19 protein-coding genes are annotated in these 14,875 nt (G+C 34.9%); 2 read left to right on the plus strand and 17 right to left on the minus strand.

What is annotated here, in order from left to right; genetic code table 11:
• Positions 1-62 precede the first annotated feature (62 nt).
• Positions 63-530, plus strand: a complete 468-nt coding sequence (locus tag AC3WSK_RS07520; protein WP_492412285.1) for a GNAT family N-acetyltransferase — start codon at positions 63-65, stop codon at positions 528-530.
• A gap of 45 nt (positions 531-575) precedes the next feature.
• Here AC3WSK_RS07520 and AC3WSK_RS07525 read toward each other — a convergent pair whose 3' ends face one another.
• From AC3WSK_RS07525 to AC3WSK_RS07575, 11 genes are all read right to left on the minus strand, one after another.
• Entirely contained in the window at positions 576-914 is a 339-nt protein-coding gene (locus tag AC3WSK_RS07525; protein ID WP_079562058.1) for a cupin domain-containing protein, read from the minus strand.
• Positions 915-992: 78 nt separating this feature from the next.
• Positions 993-1,466 carry a hypothetical protein gene (locus AC3WSK_RS07530; protein ID WP_492412234.1) on the minus strand — a complete coding sequence of 158 codons (474 nt, stop codon included), beginning with the start codon at positions 1,464-1,466 and terminating at the stop codon, positions 993-995.
• A 14-nt stretch (positions 1,467-1,480) separates the two neighbouring features.
• On the minus strand, positions 1,481-2,359 hold the full coding sequence (locus AC3WSK_RS07535) for a YwqG family protein (protein ID WP_492412232.1): 879 nt from the start codon (positions 2,357-2,359) through the stop codon (positions 1,481-1,483).
• A 137-nt stretch (positions 2,360-2,496) separates the two neighbouring features.
• Positions 2,497-2,649, minus strand: a complete 153-nt coding sequence (locus AC3WSK_RS07540; RefSeq protein ID WP_068984661.1) for a YpzG family protein — start codon at positions 2,647-2,649, stop codon at positions 2,497-2,499.
• A gap of 84 nt (positions 2,650-2,733) precedes the next feature.
• Positions 2,734-3,519 (minus strand): nucleotidyltransferase domain-containing protein, encoded by a 786-nt coding sequence (locus AC3WSK_RS07545; RefSeq protein WP_492412229.1) that lies wholly within the window; start codon positions 3,517-3,519, stop codon positions 2,734-2,736.
• A 28-nt stretch (positions 3,520-3,547) separates the two neighbouring features.
• A complete protein-coding gene (locus AC3WSK_RS07550) occupies positions 3,548-5,203 on the minus strand; it encodes a sensor domain-containing diguanylate cyclase (RefSeq protein ID WP_492412227.1) in 1,656 nt (551 codons plus the stop codon).
• 467 nt (positions 5,204-5,670) lie between these two features.
• Entirely contained in the window at positions 5,671-5,919 is a 249-nt protein-coding gene (locus AC3WSK_RS07555; protein WP_079562053.1) for a hypothetical protein, read from the minus strand.
• A complete protein-coding gene (locus AC3WSK_RS07560) occupies positions 5,912-6,445 on the minus strand; it encodes an RNA polymerase sigma factor (protein ID WP_079562052.1) in 534 nt (177 codons plus the stop codon). Before AC3WSK_RS07560 ends, AC3WSK_RS07555 begins: the two co-directional genes overlap by 8 nt.
• The gene (locus AC3WSK_RS07565) at positions 6,426-6,803 is read right to left on the minus strand and encodes a group-specific protein (RefSeq protein ID WP_079562051.1); all 378 of its coding nucleotides are present in this window, start codon (positions 6,801-6,803) and stop codon (positions 6,426-6,428) included. Before AC3WSK_RS07565 ends, AC3WSK_RS07560 begins: the two co-directional genes overlap by 20 nt.
• 8 nt (positions 6,804-6,811) lie before the next feature.
• Complete coding sequence (locus tag AC3WSK_RS07570; RefSeq protein ID WP_492412224.1) at positions 6,812-7,561, minus strand: ABC transporter permease; 750 nt, start codon at positions 7,559-7,561, stop codon at positions 6,812-6,814.
• Positions 7,558-8,280, minus strand: a complete 723-nt coding sequence (locus AC3WSK_RS07575; protein WP_492412222.1) for an ATP-binding cassette domain-containing protein — start codon at positions 8,278-8,280, stop codon at positions 7,558-7,560. The genes AC3WSK_RS07570 and AC3WSK_RS07575 overlap by 4 nt, the downstream gene beginning before the upstream one ends.
• Before the next feature lie 271 nt (positions 8,281-8,551).
• On the opposite strand from AC3WSK_RS07575, the gene AC3WSK_RS07580 reads away from it, so the two are divergent.
• On the plus strand, positions 8,552-9,142 hold the full coding sequence (locus AC3WSK_RS07580) for a hypothetical protein (protein ID WP_079562048.1): 591 nt from the start codon (positions 8,552-8,554) through the stop codon (positions 9,140-9,142).
• 202 nt (positions 9,143-9,344) lie between these two features.
• Here the strand turns inward: AC3WSK_RS07580 and AC3WSK_RS07585 are convergent, their stop codons facing one another.
• The 6 genes from AC3WSK_RS07585 to AC3WSK_RS07610 form a co-directional block, all read right to left on the minus strand.
• Positions 9,345-10,334, minus strand: coding sequence for a C45 family autoproteolytic acyltransferase/hydrolase (locus AC3WSK_RS07585; protein WP_492412219.1), 990 nt, complete (start codon positions 10,332-10,334; stop codon positions 9,345-9,347).
• An 86-nt stretch (positions 10,335-10,420) separates the two neighbouring features.
• Positions 10,421-11,269, minus strand: coding sequence for a MerR family transcriptional regulator (locus AC3WSK_RS07590; RefSeq protein ID WP_492412217.1), 849 nt, complete (start codon positions 11,267-11,269; stop codon positions 10,421-10,423).
• A gap of 525 nt (positions 11,270-11,794) precedes the next feature.
• Positions 11,795-11,923 (minus strand): DUF3784 domain-containing protein, encoded by a 129-nt coding sequence (locus AC3WSK_RS07595; protein ID WP_492412215.1) that lies wholly within the window; start codon positions 11,921-11,923, stop codon positions 11,795-11,797.
• A 26-nt stretch (positions 11,924-11,949) separates the two neighbouring features.
• The gene (locus AC3WSK_RS07600; RefSeq protein WP_427483736.1) at positions 11,950-13,233 is read right to left on the minus strand and encodes an alpha/beta hydrolase; all 1,284 of its coding nucleotides are present in this window, start codon (positions 13,231-13,233) and stop codon (positions 11,950-11,952) included.
• Between the two features lie 13 nt (positions 13,234-13,246).
• On the minus strand, positions 13,247-14,326 hold the full coding sequence (locus AC3WSK_RS07605; RefSeq protein ID WP_492412213.1) for a DUF1648 domain-containing protein: 1,080 nt from the start codon (positions 14,324-14,326) through the stop codon (positions 13,247-13,249).
• 7 nt (positions 14,327-14,333) lie between these two features.
• Complete coding sequence (locus AC3WSK_RS07610; RefSeq protein WP_079562028.1) at positions 14,334-14,711, minus strand: GntR family transcriptional regulator; 378 nt, start codon at positions 14,709-14,711, stop codon at positions 14,334-14,336.
• Between the last annotated feature and the right edge of the window lie 164 nt (positions 14,712-14,875).

Raw genomic sequence — 14,875 nt, forward strand, 5'->3', positions numbered from 1 at the left:
CAATAAATAGAAAAATTGGAATTGTAGGTGAAAAAGTATTGAGTTCAATTATTATACGACATATGCAAAAGAATGACATCATTTCTGTGCAAGAAATTGCCAAAAAGAGTTGGCACCAAACATATGAAGGAATTATCCCTCATGAGGTTCAAGATCGTTTTTTACAAGCCGCTTATAGTAGAGACCGATTGCAAGGTCGTTTGGAAAAAAGTTTATTCTTAGTTGCTATAATTGGAGAAACGATTGTAGGCTTTGCCAATTTTTCAAATGTTGTAAATGGAGAGGCAGAACTGTTCTCAATATATTTACTTCCTGAAACCCAGGGCAAAGGAATTGGTACAGCTCTATTACAGGAAGGGATCAAAATGCTTCCAGATTTAACATCCCTTTTAGTATGTGTAGAAAAGGAAAATACGATTGGTATGAACTTTTACGAGGTTAAGGGCTTTAAAAAAATAGAGGAATTTGACGAGTTATTTGATGGACACTTCTTGAAAACAGTTAAACTTTGCTTAACTCTTACTGCTTAGTGCAACGGAGTTAAAACTTACTCCGTTACACACTTTATATGTAATCTATGCAAGATGGATTGGCTCGGATTGGATGACAAGTGCTGTCAAGCCTGATTGACTCCCAGATTCATGTGCCTCTTCTGTTTGCCAAAGAACACCTTCCCCAGCCTTTAAAATTATTTTCTCTTGGTCCTCACCACAAACCCATCCTTCACCTTGAATTACAATAAATAACTGTGGTACGGGCGCCTCGTGCATCCCAACAACACCACCAGGTTCTATATAAATGAAGCCAATATTAGCAGGCTCCACCGTTTTCATGATTTTCGTATAAAAAGCATCTATCGATTGATAATTATTGATTTGATTGGCCAATTCTTGTGTAAAATTATATTTTTTCATGTAATTTGCATGCTCCTTCCTCTTATTTAAAAGGAAAAATTTTTTATTTGCGAACCATTTTATACATTAAAATAAATTCTACAATAGCTGCTCGACATCATCATAGGTAAGTCGGAATATTTTTGTATCAGCCGTAATACTCATAAAATACTCTTTTACGTTTTCTAATCCGAATTGCTGTTCAACGGCTGACCATTCATCAGGCGTTAGGAAAATAAAGCCTAGTGTATCTGAGCCTATTGATTCCATCCACATGCGTATTTCATAATCAGGCTGTAAAATCTCGTTTAAGGCAATGATAGTTGGATCACAGCTATCATCCGTCTCCATCACCACAAGGGATTTTTTATCACCATAGATAATATATAAATCAACACCTCTCTCATTGTTTACAACATACTCATACGTTAACTTCCCTGTGTGTAATAGTTTCTCGCTATAATGGACAATATCAGCATTGTCTTCACACCAGTCAATCCAAAAAACGTGTTCCTCTAATAGTTCATCATCAAGATTCGTTAAATAGTTTTGAATAAATGTAATATCACGCATTCCATCAGTCTCCTTTAAAAGCACTGTAAAACAACCCATGCTTTATCGAATTGTTTATTTTTACAATCTTCCTCACGTATCCAGAAGTACAATCTGCCACTATCGCCCCACATAAGCCCTAGATCATCCTCCGTATCAAATTGGAGTAATAATCGCCAATCAGTTGCGCCTTCCTCTAATTCCTTTCGTAAAGGATCGCTATATCCTGTTGAGTCTCCACAATATAAACCATTTGTCACCAGTTGGCATTCTAAATACATATCACCTTGAATCGCATCTGGATATCCGTCTATCCGGTGAGTAGCCATAGACAAATCACCTTCCTCCATCCACTCATATTCAAAATCTCTGTATTTATCAGCTTCTTCTTCACTTAATATCTCTTCTAAATACATCGAGTATGGCGAATCCCATGATGGAAGTGTCAATTCATTCTTGAATTGTAGCGCCGCGCTGTCGATGTTACCATGCTCGAGTAATGATACAGGAATTTCCATTCTATTCAGGCTACTAGTCTCTTGAGAGAAATAGAAAACTTTAAAGCCATCATAATCTTTCGGATCGTATCCCCAAGGTTGCTCGACAGCATCATAGAAAAAGGATAGCACACCATCCACAGGTAATAAGCTGTTTGTATCATAAGCCTTGATTTCTACTAGATTTAGTTGGCAAAGAAAATACAACGCTCTATTGTCGTTTGTATGTGGCCATGAGAAATCAGATGGTACATCCGGACAGCCACCAACTTTGGAGACGCCAATCTGTATTTTTTCTTCAGGTATTTGATTTACCATCATTCGAATGGATTCCTTTGCGAGAGGTAATAATTCCTCCGTTTTATGCTCTAGGCCAAATTCCTTTAATCCCTTTTTTAGTTTTTCTACGCTGCTCATTTACTTTCCCCTCCTAAAATTGTATTTATTTTTCATATATTCATTTTATCAAAACAAGAATGAAAAACCCCGTAAACAACAAACAAAAAAACCCAGAATATGTTCTGGGCTTGATGACACTTACTTTTCTAGCATGATTAAAACTGTCGGGCTTTTGCTTCACTTCTCAAGATACGGTTATGGAGAGTAATCTCCGTTTCACCATTTACTTGAGATTTTGAATGCTTAATCCTTGACCAGTTGCGGTGGATTTTTTGAGATTTTGGGTCTAAATGTTCGAACCTACTCATTCGCGCCATCCTCCTCATCAATATTAGATTTCATAAGTGAAACCTTTTTTAGTATGACCTTGCGATTTAAAATTATTCAGTTTTCTATCCCCACACTTCTTGCAATGTACTTCTAAATAACACATCTAATTTTTGTGTAGGATCATCGACTTTAACGTGAAGACTCTTACAGTATGTCTCAATATGTTCTATTTCTTTATCTAAATACTCATTAATACTTTCAATACGTGGCTCCATATTTAGTTCGTCACCAGCCATTTTCCTCTGCAAAAGTTGCTCAATTTCGGCTTTTAAAGGACCTTCAGAAATAATTGCATTTAACAATTCCTGAAAATCAATTGGTGGAACCGTATTGTTTTTCTCTATCCATTTACATGCTAAAACTGGTCTGAGGACATAGAAATATTTTTTTATTTTCACTTCTGATTCCTGTAAATACTCTCGATAATTGTTTTTAGCCATGTTTAAATAGTGATATAAACTTGCATTCGGATAAAAAACTTCACTTTCCAGTAATAGTACATTGTCAATAAATGAATATTGTTGGTCATACACAATATTGCTTCGTAACCATTCTAATAGAGGTGGATTACTTTTGCGAAATAGCCTTAATGCCTTTGTTATTTCCCATCCACTAATATCCAACAAATTATTAATAGGTAATTCTATAACATCCCTCTTAGCACCAATTCCTTGAGGGTCAATTGAAAGATACCACTGAGGTTGATGAATATATATGAAACGAACATCATAATCGCTATCCTTGGAAGGAAATCCCCAAGCACGACTACCTGATTCTACTGCATATAAAATTTTCACTTGATACTCTTTTTCAATTTCTTTTAATTTACTTAGTATAATTTCCTTCATGTAAATACCACTTTCCAAATTTAGTCTTCTAAAGCATCTGGTTTGAATCAACTTTACCAGTATAATCACATACTCTCAGTTGGTTTCGACCGCTTTCCTTTGCAATATAAAGTGCTTGATCCGCCTTGTCAAGTAACTCATAAAATGTTGAAATGTTTTTAGAATGACCGTACCCTGCGATGCCAATACTCACTGTCACATTGATCTCAACATCGTCCGCATAATAAGGATGATGTTCAACATGCTTTCGAACTCTTTCCGCTATCTTTACTGCGCTCTCTAACGTAGTATTTGGAGATAAAATGACAAACTCCTCTCCCCCATATCTTGTAATAATGTCGATTCCTCGCACAGAATTTGTAATGATATTTGCGACGTGTTTTAGAACTTCATCACCGATTAAATGCCCATATGTATCATTGACCTTTTTGAAAAAATCAATATCAATCGCTATACATGAACAATGATTTTGTTCCTCTAAACATTTTTGAAAAACAAGCTCCCCATGTTCAATCAAATAACGGCGATTATACAGCTTCGTCAACTGACAAGTAACTGATAATTCTTTCAGTAAGATAGTATCTGTTTTCACCTTAGCACTCATTTCGTTGAAGGACGAACAGAGCTCCTGAAATTCATGTGCATAAGGTGCCAGCTGTTGTTCATCTATTTGATAATCATAAAATCCTTGTTCTACTTTTCTAACGCCTGTAAGAAGCTGTTGGATTGGTTCTTCAATTTTTTTAGAAAGATGTAACATCATTTTAATCGTAAAAAACGAACCTACAACTAAACATAAGGTTATCAATAAAATTCTAATGATTAATGGCTGATACGCCTCAAACAGACCTATTTCTGAGATGATAAACCATTTTCCTTCATTTATAGGCTTACTTTTAGCAAGAACTCGCTTATTATTCGCATCTTTATAAAGCTCTAGGTCACTTATTGTATTTTTTTTAGCTGCGTTCAAGATATGCTCATCCACTAAATATTTGCTAGAAGTCCGGTGCTGTTTATTATTAAATTCGGTGAGCATAGTACCTTTCTGATCTATTATATAAGCTTTTCCTAAAAAGCCAACTCTTGATTCATGTAGCAGTTGATCGATTGTGTCTAAATTTACTGCACCAAAAACTACACCATTGAATTGTTGTTGTGCATTTAGAATCGGTGAAGCAAATACAAGAATAGGCTTCTTCGTAACTTTACTAATTAAAATATCTGTTATATATGGTTGTTTCGTTTTTGTAGCAACCTGAAAATACTTACGATTCTTTACATCCATTCCAACACCAACACCAGTTGTACTATATTTAGTAACTGTATCAAATTGTACGATGCCTTCTCTATTAACGAATATTAAGTCTGTAAAATCTGTTTTTTCTTTAAAATCTAGAAAAAAAGCTTGCGATTTTTCATAATTATAATTCTTTACAAAATCTAAATTAGCTATTGTATGTATATCACTGGATCGTTCTGATAACCAGCTTTCAAAAAAATATGTTTGAGCATCCAAATAATGCGTCATCTCTTCATTCTGATGCTGAATAGTTTGCCGATATTCAATGTAAAGCGTTGGAATAAAAATACATAGACCAATAATAAAAGTAATCCATAAAAGCGCTCGATGTAGCTGACCTTTTATCGCGTTTGGTCGTGGAAATTTTTTCAAAACCCTCAAAGCACCAACCTCCAAATTAATCTAAACATTTCCTAAAAATGGGCAATAAATAGTATTTTATTCATTAAAAATACCACAACCGAATGATTGTGGCAGTGAGAAATTTAACTTTTTTCAGCAAATGTTTTGGTAGTAAAAGTAAAACGTCAGCTACAGAAGTCTCCCACCTCTATAAGCGGTGAGATGAATGCGTGTTTCATTTACTTTTCAGCGGGTGTCCATACATCTAAATGAAAGAAGTTTGCCTCCGGCAGATGTCACGAAATCAGAAAGGAGTTCTTAGGGGATGTTAGCCTAAAATCATCGCATCCATGCGATAACGGCTAACTGACCTGCATCGGTAATTAACGCCACGTCCTGTGGCACTACCGAAATGACCGACATCGTGTCGGCCCTCGTGCAGGCCTAAGCACAAAGCCGATTCCGGACGCAATTATGCCAAGGCATAATTGATTAGTTGATAAAAATTATTGCAATAAAATTTGGAGAATTGTTATAAATACAGCCACAACAATGGGCACTATTTTTAAAGAGGTATAGCCGACTGAAGATGTACATATTGGCTCTAACGGATCCTTCGTTGGTGAAGCTAAATATTGAAGAAAACGTTGCCAGCGACTTTTCTTGTATGTCATTAGCTGCTTAGGTATCTCCACTTTATCTTGATCTAAGTTGTCTTTTAACCATTGTTCCTTTTGAAATTCATCCTTAAGCATCGAAATCCTCCTTTAGCTCTTCCTTTAAAGTCTTTATCGCATTATGTAGCCTTGATTTAACTGTACCAAGGGGAATGGACAAAATTTGTGCAATTTCCTCCTGCGGTAAATCATGATAATAGACAAGCAAAATAACAGCCCGTTGCTTTTCGGGTAATTGAAGAATCGCTTCTTGTATCGTTAATTTCTCGTCAGCAGACATTCGATGACTGGACGTCGGTACTAAAAACGGGAACAGCGTACGCCATTTTTTGCGCCGATTCAATTTATTAATCATTAAGCGATAGGCGATTTGAAATAAAAATGCTTTCACTGTACCCTTTTGCTCATCAAAATCTTCTTTTATATATTGTAAACGCTCAAAGGTATCTTGCACAATATCAATGCTTAGCTGATCTTCTCGAGTATAGCGAAATAAAAAGCAGTATAATGGCTCATACAAACGACTATAGAGCTGTTCAAAGCCCTCGACATCGCCGTTTTTATAGGCCTCCATCCACTCTTCATTACTCATCATCTTGCTCATCCCCCCAATGAGCCTTAATGGACTTTAATGTCATAGAAAGACGTGAAACTAAGTATCCAACTATTACAATGACCCATGTTGACGATTGATTTGCAAAAAACTGCAAATATGGATTTTCGATTGTTTGAGAGGAAGTCAAAAGTATGAAAACTGCCTGCACACAAAGTATTGTATAAATGGCTAAAACGAGCGTTAAAGTATCAAATACATTCCAACGTAAATAAATTGTTGTTTTTTTATAATTAATTTTTCTATTTTCGCGTACAACATATTTTTTATCCATCGGGATTGTAATTCCCAAAATAATAATAGTCAAAACTACATTTGCAATTAAAGATACAATAAATCCAATTCCCATAAAATCACCTACTTACTGGTATATACTTTCTTAGCGATGGCTGCTAGCACCAAGCTAAGAATTGTTAAAATCATAAAATACTGATATTGCGGAAGCCAAGTTTCGCCTATTAAATTTAAAGACACTTGCAAGCTATCAAATAAATATAGCATCGGATTCCAGATTAAGAAAATAAAATAATCCTGGGGGTTTTTTTTAGCTAATGTTAAAAACATCGTTGACATTTGTATTGAAAACATAAATATCAACATAATCGGTTGCAACATACTTGTTGCCACTTTTTCATTTTTAAATAGACCGGCCAATATAAAACTCAATGGATATAATGCCAGTAACACAAAGTTACTCATTAAAATAATTAGCAAAAATGAAGATAATGAAATATCAATAATAAAAGAGTAGCCAATGAGTAGCAACACTAAGAATAGATTTAATAAAGTAAAAACACCGATTCCCATCCCTATAAAGTAAGTGTGTGGCTTAATGCCTGTACGCTGCACCCATTGGAGGGTTTTATTGGCTTTCATATCTGTTAAATAGATTGTAGCACTGGAAAAACAAAAGAAGAAGATTAACATTATTATAGAAATCGGTAAAAACTGACCTTTAATCAAAAAATCTAATGATTCTTCAGTCATCGCGCTTTTAGCAAAAAATGATATTCCTAAAAAGATATAAGCTGGTAACAAATTCCCAATAGTCATTCCTAGGCTACGAATATTTTCTAACATATACATGCGTGCAATTTGCTTCATCATCCTGCTCTTCCTCCTAAAATTTGGCCTGTCACTTCATAGTAGAGACCTTCGATTCCCGGCAATTTCGCCTCTGCGTATTTTCTATAAAGTTCATCCTGTGTGCTATTTTCAATGAGTTTTCCGTCTTTTAAAATCACTACATAATCAAATAAAGATTCTAATCCTGCTACCTCATGGCTAATAATAATAATCATTTTGTTACGTTGACGAATTTCACCTTGTAAGTAAAACATCAATTGCTTTTTCTTCGTTAAATCTAAATCAGCAAATGGCTCATCTAAAATGATAATTGGTTTATTTAATAAAAATGAAAGGAAAATCGATACTGCTTTTCTCTGACCGCCTGACGCATGTTTCAATAAGATGTGGTCATAAGTCGGTAACCCTAATATTTCATATAGCTCTCCCAAATCAACTTTATTGTTCGTCAATTTAGTAAAAAGAGTGATCACTTCACGAATTTTCAGATGCTGATAACTCGAAAAAAATTGGTACTGTAGCGCAACTTGTTCTTGTACATGTTGAGACGCTTCATTGAATACAATAGTACCTGCATCAGGTTTTACATCTCCAGCTATACATTTTGATAATGTAGATTTACCCGCTCCATTTTGACCTAATAATAAATAACTATACCCCATTTCAAATGTGGCCGACACACCATCCAAAACGTTCACACCATTATATTTTTTCACAATATTCTTCACTATAAGCTCCAAAATAATCCCTCCTTATTTCTATGTTCACTGACTATACAAACGGTAAATGGAAAAGGTTCATTTTATTTTTAAAAAAATGAAATAAAATTATATATTTCTATAAAATTATTTTTTATGTAAAATACATAATTATTGGGAATTAAGTAAAGGAAAAGGAATATTATCTTAATATGGCTCTGACACAAGATGTTTGATGAGCGGTTAAGGCAAGAAATTTTTATCTTATTTTCCCTACAAGATTAATAATACTAACTTAAAAGGAGTTACCTAAGTGCGCGATTTTGAAGAACTTAAGTATTTTTTAGAACCTCATTTTGGTTTAAAAATAGGATGGGAGCTAATCGAATACGCTGTTATTGAACATCGACAATTAAGTAAAAAAGAACGATCAAAATTCAAAAAAGAACTTTTATATATGAAAGAACTGCTAGAACAAAAGCAATATGAAAAAATACAACAAATTATTAAGAGGAATAATTTAGAAGATACAAAGCTTTACAATATTGATACAATACAAAAATTTATTGATAAGGTTTTACCTATTATAGAGAAATATGAATATAAAAAAGGGATCCCTTATGTCCCCTTTAAAGCTTTAAACTATTTGTTTGATACAATTATTACTCCACCTAAAACAAAATTATCTTTCGACTTTATTGCTATAGATATAAAAAGAGAAGGAGATACATTTATTCATCATATCTTGCAAGATTTAAAATATGTAAAAAAAGCCTTTATGGAGAAAGATGAAGCTAATATTCAAAAGTTACTACAACTTTCTAGAGATAAAGGGATTACTATTTTTGAATCACAAGATCGAGATAAATTTATCGAAGTAGTAACGTACGAATTAAGTTATTAAATAAGTGTGTAATTGGCAAGTGCTATTTCAGTTGGACACAATATGCCTTACCTTTCGGGTACAGCAAAAAGACCTCTCACGGTGGGAGGTCTTTTTGTTAGTTAGGATTTTATCATTTTCCAAAATTCCGTTCCATAGCTATTATTAGTAAATTCAACAGGTATTTGTGTTTTTGCCAAGTTGTCTCCGACTTCTATCTTGTTTACCTGATTTTGTAATGGTGAGCCAAATGAAAATTCCAGTTGTAAGTCAGTAAGGTTAAACATAATTGAATGCACGGTTCCAAAGCTTTCGTTGTAATTATGGACGGATAATCCTTTAGGGAACTCTGTAAAAAGAAGCTCTTGGATTTCATTAACAGATCTTTTGCCACTTCCTTCAATTTTCCCTCTAAAATATCATATCTTAATTGAGAATGTTCGAGCTTACCAGGCTCCATTTTTTGTATTGAAGAAAATAGACCATGATTAGTGGCAATAAGATAATCTAGTTCTGCACGTTTCACTTCTTTTATTCCGTCATATGTTCCAATCAATGCTGCGTCGCCATTTGCATCAGCTATCAGTAAATTCATATTCGTTCCTACTGGCATATTGTTTACCATATAAATAGCTTCTTCTACATTTTTACAATTTTCTAATAGAGCTCTGACAATAACCATAAACTGAAACCCAGGTACTACTGGTGGTCTCATACCAGGATATTTGCCAATGGGCATACCACACGATGCATACGCAACACATAGCCCTTTCTCATTTAAGCCTTCGCTTCGACCGAATGTAGAAACAGAAAATCCTGTATGAGTATATTTCCCTTCGACGACTGTCGTACATAAACGCATATCTGAAATAGAGGGCGATAAATCATAATTTCTTATGACATATGTTTTACCATCCGCCATTTTTCCAGGCAAAATAGCCCCTAAACTACATCCTCCAGGAATTAACCACGCATTTTGATAAAAATGTAGTTGCTCGGGCTTATAGCCAAAGCCTTCCAATTCTTTATTTAAACTTGGGCAATACTGCTCTATTTGTGCTTTCATTTGAAAATAAGCTTTGTCCGAAGCTAATTTTTCCGTAAAGAATAGAGATTTCGCAAAAGGGTTTTTTTGAAATTCTCGCGCTTGTTGATGTCCAATCTCATACGAACTACCTTTAAGAAATGCAAACTGTCCTGTATTTGTTGTCATTGATGTACTCCATTCTGTATGTTACTAGCAAGACGTTGTTACCTTGCTAATTACAGAATAAAGTCTCCATTTACTGGAGACTTTAGCTAGTTTCTTATTTTCACAAACACTGTTGTCAAAAAATCGTTTGGATGGATCTCAATATTTGGCCTAATATTAATTGGATTTACTACTTCAGATGGAATTAACCCCTTTATGTATTGCTCCATAAACACCCCTTCTGTCTCAAGAGATTGCTCCGTCATCCATTCCTGCAAGCGACTATAGCCAAAATTCAACTCTGAATACGGTCCCTTTACATTTATACAAGCATATCTGCCTGCTGGTATTAGTTTAATATAATTTGCCGGTTGAGTTACTTTTACTGGCAACAGTAGTTCAACATCTGCTACATTTTGCTTCCTATCCTGTTGATGAAAAATTGCAGTAAGCTCCCCAACTACCTCTAATTGATATGCATAAATTCGTTCAAATAATTTTTGTACTAGCCTGTCCATTTCAATAATATTGATTTTCCCCCGAATGAAAAGCACCTGTATTTCTGGTCGTTCTTCTATGTAACAACTTGATAATGTTGGCTTTGGATTAAATGTCTCAGCGTTCTTTATAGAATTTTTTACTTGGACAATATTTTGAATTTGTTCAGCGATTATTTCTTGTTGGTGCTCTAACTCCTGAACTTTATTATGTAATCTTAGCTCTAAATCTTGCTTATCATTTTCCCTTTTTATAACCTGTTCAATTTCTTTTAATGAAAAATGACAATCTTTTAGAACCTGAATAGTATTCAGCTCTTTCATTTTATCGTAATCATAATAACGATAGCCGGTCACTTCATCTATAAAGGATGGTTCGAGTAATCCAATATCGCTATAGTAACGAATAGTCTTTACAGGAACATTACACAGATTCGAAAATTTCCCAATACTATACAAAAAAGCACCTTCTTTTCAATTTAGTTTTGATTCATCATGCTATTTCATTCACCTTGAATGAATGGAAGTACACCCTCTTTGCATAGTTATTGTACGATAAAATCGTAGTAATTGTTTCAAATTTAATGTATGTGAGGTGGTGAACGCCCCGCTTTAAGTCTCATTAATCAGCTTTCACTCTTATGTATACGTTTTAATAACTATAGCGATAACTTGCTCAAATACAAAAGGTGAAAGGATGCCTAAAAACGAAAAGAAGTGTGTTCATGATTTGAACATACTTCTTTTCGTTGTATACTAACTTGTTTCATATGCGCATTACCTTGTTCCCGTGGGAATTTACCTTGCTTCTGGGGTATTTATCCTACTTCCGCGGGTATTCACCCTGCTTCCGCGGGTATTTACCTTGCTTCCGCGGGTATTCACCTTGCTTCCGCGGGTATTTACCTTGCTTCCGCGGGTATTCACCTTGCTTCCGCGGGTATTCACCCTGCTTCCGCGAGGATTCACCTTGCTCCCGCGGACTTACCTTGCTTCCGCATATTTCTCTTTCTCGCTGTCAGACATCATATTATAGCCTGCTAGTAAAAATGCGCCTTTTCCTTGTGATAAAACAATTGCAAGATTAGGAACAGAATAGTTATGATCAACCAAACAACGGCATACATGATGATTAGTCTCTACTTTTCATTTAGAATAAATTGCTGGATGGCTGGCAACAATTCTTTATGAAGTGGTAATATTGGGTCTGAATACGTCGCAAAATTTTTCGCGCGATCTGCTGGAGCATTTTTTAACACATGATTCATTTCGTCCATATATACAAGCTCGGCATCTGATTTTGCTTTCTTTAACGCTTCTGCATCAGTTACACCTACTTGTAAGTCGGTTGTTCCTTGGATAATTAATACTCGGCTATTCACTTTTGCTAATTCACTTGCAGGGTTATATTTTAACCATGAAATCATATACGGTTGAATGGAAGGACGGAAGAGAGACTGTAATTCTTGTGAAACGTTCTTAACTTGCTCACCTTTTTTCAACGATGCAAGAGCATTTGTTGATTCTTTTAGCAGCGCTGGTGTTAACTGAACTTTTAATTGCTCTAACAGAACTTCATCTATTGGTCTTCCAGTACCTGCTATGGAAACAAAAGATTCTACATTTGCTTTTTGTGCTGCTAGCAAACCGATCAGTGAGCCTTCGCTATGTCCAATAATATGAACATTTGAATATGCTTTATCCGCTAAAAGGGTATTAATTACTTGAACTGCGTCATCTACGTATTGGTCAAAAGTGATATCCTCTTCTTTTGTTAAAAGGGACTTGTTATCGCCAAGTCCACGTTTATCATAGCGGACAGTTGCAATACCATCTTTCGCCAACCCTTCCGCAATCATTTTTAAGCTATCATTTTTACCAGCCACGGTCGAATTTCCATTCTTATCAGTTGGACCAGAGCCTGCAATAATAAGTGCAACTGGAGATGGCTCGTTGCTTGCCTTTTGAAGGGCCACTGTTAACTCACCATTTTGAACGGGAACCTTCAACGTTTCATACGTAACGGGTTGCTCTTTGAATGGTTTTAAGATAAGTGGGAATTTGCCACCATTTTGTTGGAATATTGCGTCAATTTTCCCGTCTTTTAATGTTCCATTAATTTCAACAGCCGAGCCATTTAAGTTGATTGAAACATTCACTTGATCACCATTATATTTAATGCTTTTAAATGGATGATTGGTTAATCCTTGCGCTGGTACTGATAATTTCCCGCTATCTTTCTGCAAATCAACAATAATCGGAAGTGCTCCATTTGGTATCTCAATATTACCTTCCCATTTACCTACTAGCTGTTCATTCATTTTATTGTCCCCTTTCGTCTCTTTCTCTTTTACGTTATCTTCCTTCTGAGCACATGCTGCTAATAATAAGAGTGCGCAACATAAAAAGATTAGTTTTTTCATAAAATCTCTCCCTCTATTTGAAAATGACTAACAAGATTGGTAAAAATATGACAAGTATAATGATAAAGCTCCATTTATTTGCAAAATTCACAGTCCAACCAACACCGTATTTTTTTTGTACTAATAGTGAAGGATCATTTTTATTAAAATAAAAAATACCCCATTTCCAGTAGCGATCATCGGCTGAAGCTGTTTCGTTTGTATGTAAATCATCAAAGCGCTCATTACTTTTACTTAATTTCCAAATGAAGAGTATAAGTCCACCTAAAGAGACAATTATAAAAACAATAAAAAGAGGGAAGAAGTAAGGAGCTGTTTGATCTTCTAAAATCACTGTCGTGTAATGTAAAACAACAAGAAGAATGGTCATACTATAATTAATCACCGCTAAGTACCAGCTACCATATTTACGCTGTGCAAGCTCTCTATTGGCCGAAGCTTCTTTCGCCTGTGCGCTCAATTGTATTTTGGCACTTTTCATACCAATACTGATGATGAAAAAGCTAATTTGTGTCCCTAGTAAAATAAGCGGCATTACTATTACTGAAATCCAGGTTTTTTCAGTCCAACCGTCTACCTCACCTGCTGCATTCCAATGGGTAGCAAATACATCTGGGATGGCATTGTAATTCATGTAGGTAAAGGTAATCAATGCTAAAGTGATAATAATTGGTAATGTGAAAAATGTAGGTGAGAGCACTTCATCTCTATCTCGTATAGTTAAATCCGTCACATATACAGTTTTGACATGTGCTTCCCAATCTTCTTGTTTTTTTAGTTTTTTAGTTTTTATATGATAAGACATATAAAGAGCTGCTGATATGAGTAGCATGACATATAACAATATAAAGGATAGTAAAACAAATTTTTCTTTCTGAATGGACGTCAATAGTAGTAAAATTTGGCCTAAAAGAAATGTAGCTGCTATGCTCCCTACCAGCATGCAATAATGCTTTTTAAATAATTGTAATTGCTGATGTTGCACATAGGGCTCAGGAATTGAAACACCAAACACTGTTGTTTTTCTAGACAAAAATGGTGTTACTGTTTCCAGTACGCCTACAAAGATGAAGATGCTTATTATAAAAAGCATATTTCCCCTACTTCCATTGTTTTAAAATTCGATGAAACAAATTTGTCATCTGATCTTTTTCGAGGCCACGTGCAAATGCCTCTGCCATAATTGGCTTTAAAGCATTTTCTACTTTTTCAACTTCCGTCTCTTCCAGCTCTTTCTTTTGACCACCGATAATGAGAGCCTTTGCTTTCGGCTTTAATTCAATTAACCCTTTTTCTTCAAGTTCATGATAGCTTTTACTTACCGTACTAACATTAATCCCTAAATCTGCAGCCATTGAACGAACTGAAGGTAATGTATCACCATTTTTAAGCTCTCCCTTAGCAATCAACTCAATTAACTGATTTGCTAACTGTTTATAGAGCTGTAATTCACTGCTTGGATCTAAATGAATATTCATCTTACCCCTCCAATCTGTATCGCTTATCACCAAACAGAAATCTGTCATACTTAGAGTAAGACAGTTTTTCGAAAAAGTCAATTTTTTCTATAAAGTAAAAATTAATCTGTGGTTCTTCTTCATTACTCTGGCTTTATGACAATTATGCGAGATAAAAAAAGGAC

Source organism: Lysinibacillus sp. EB271-A1-10B (genome assembly GCF_058791335.1).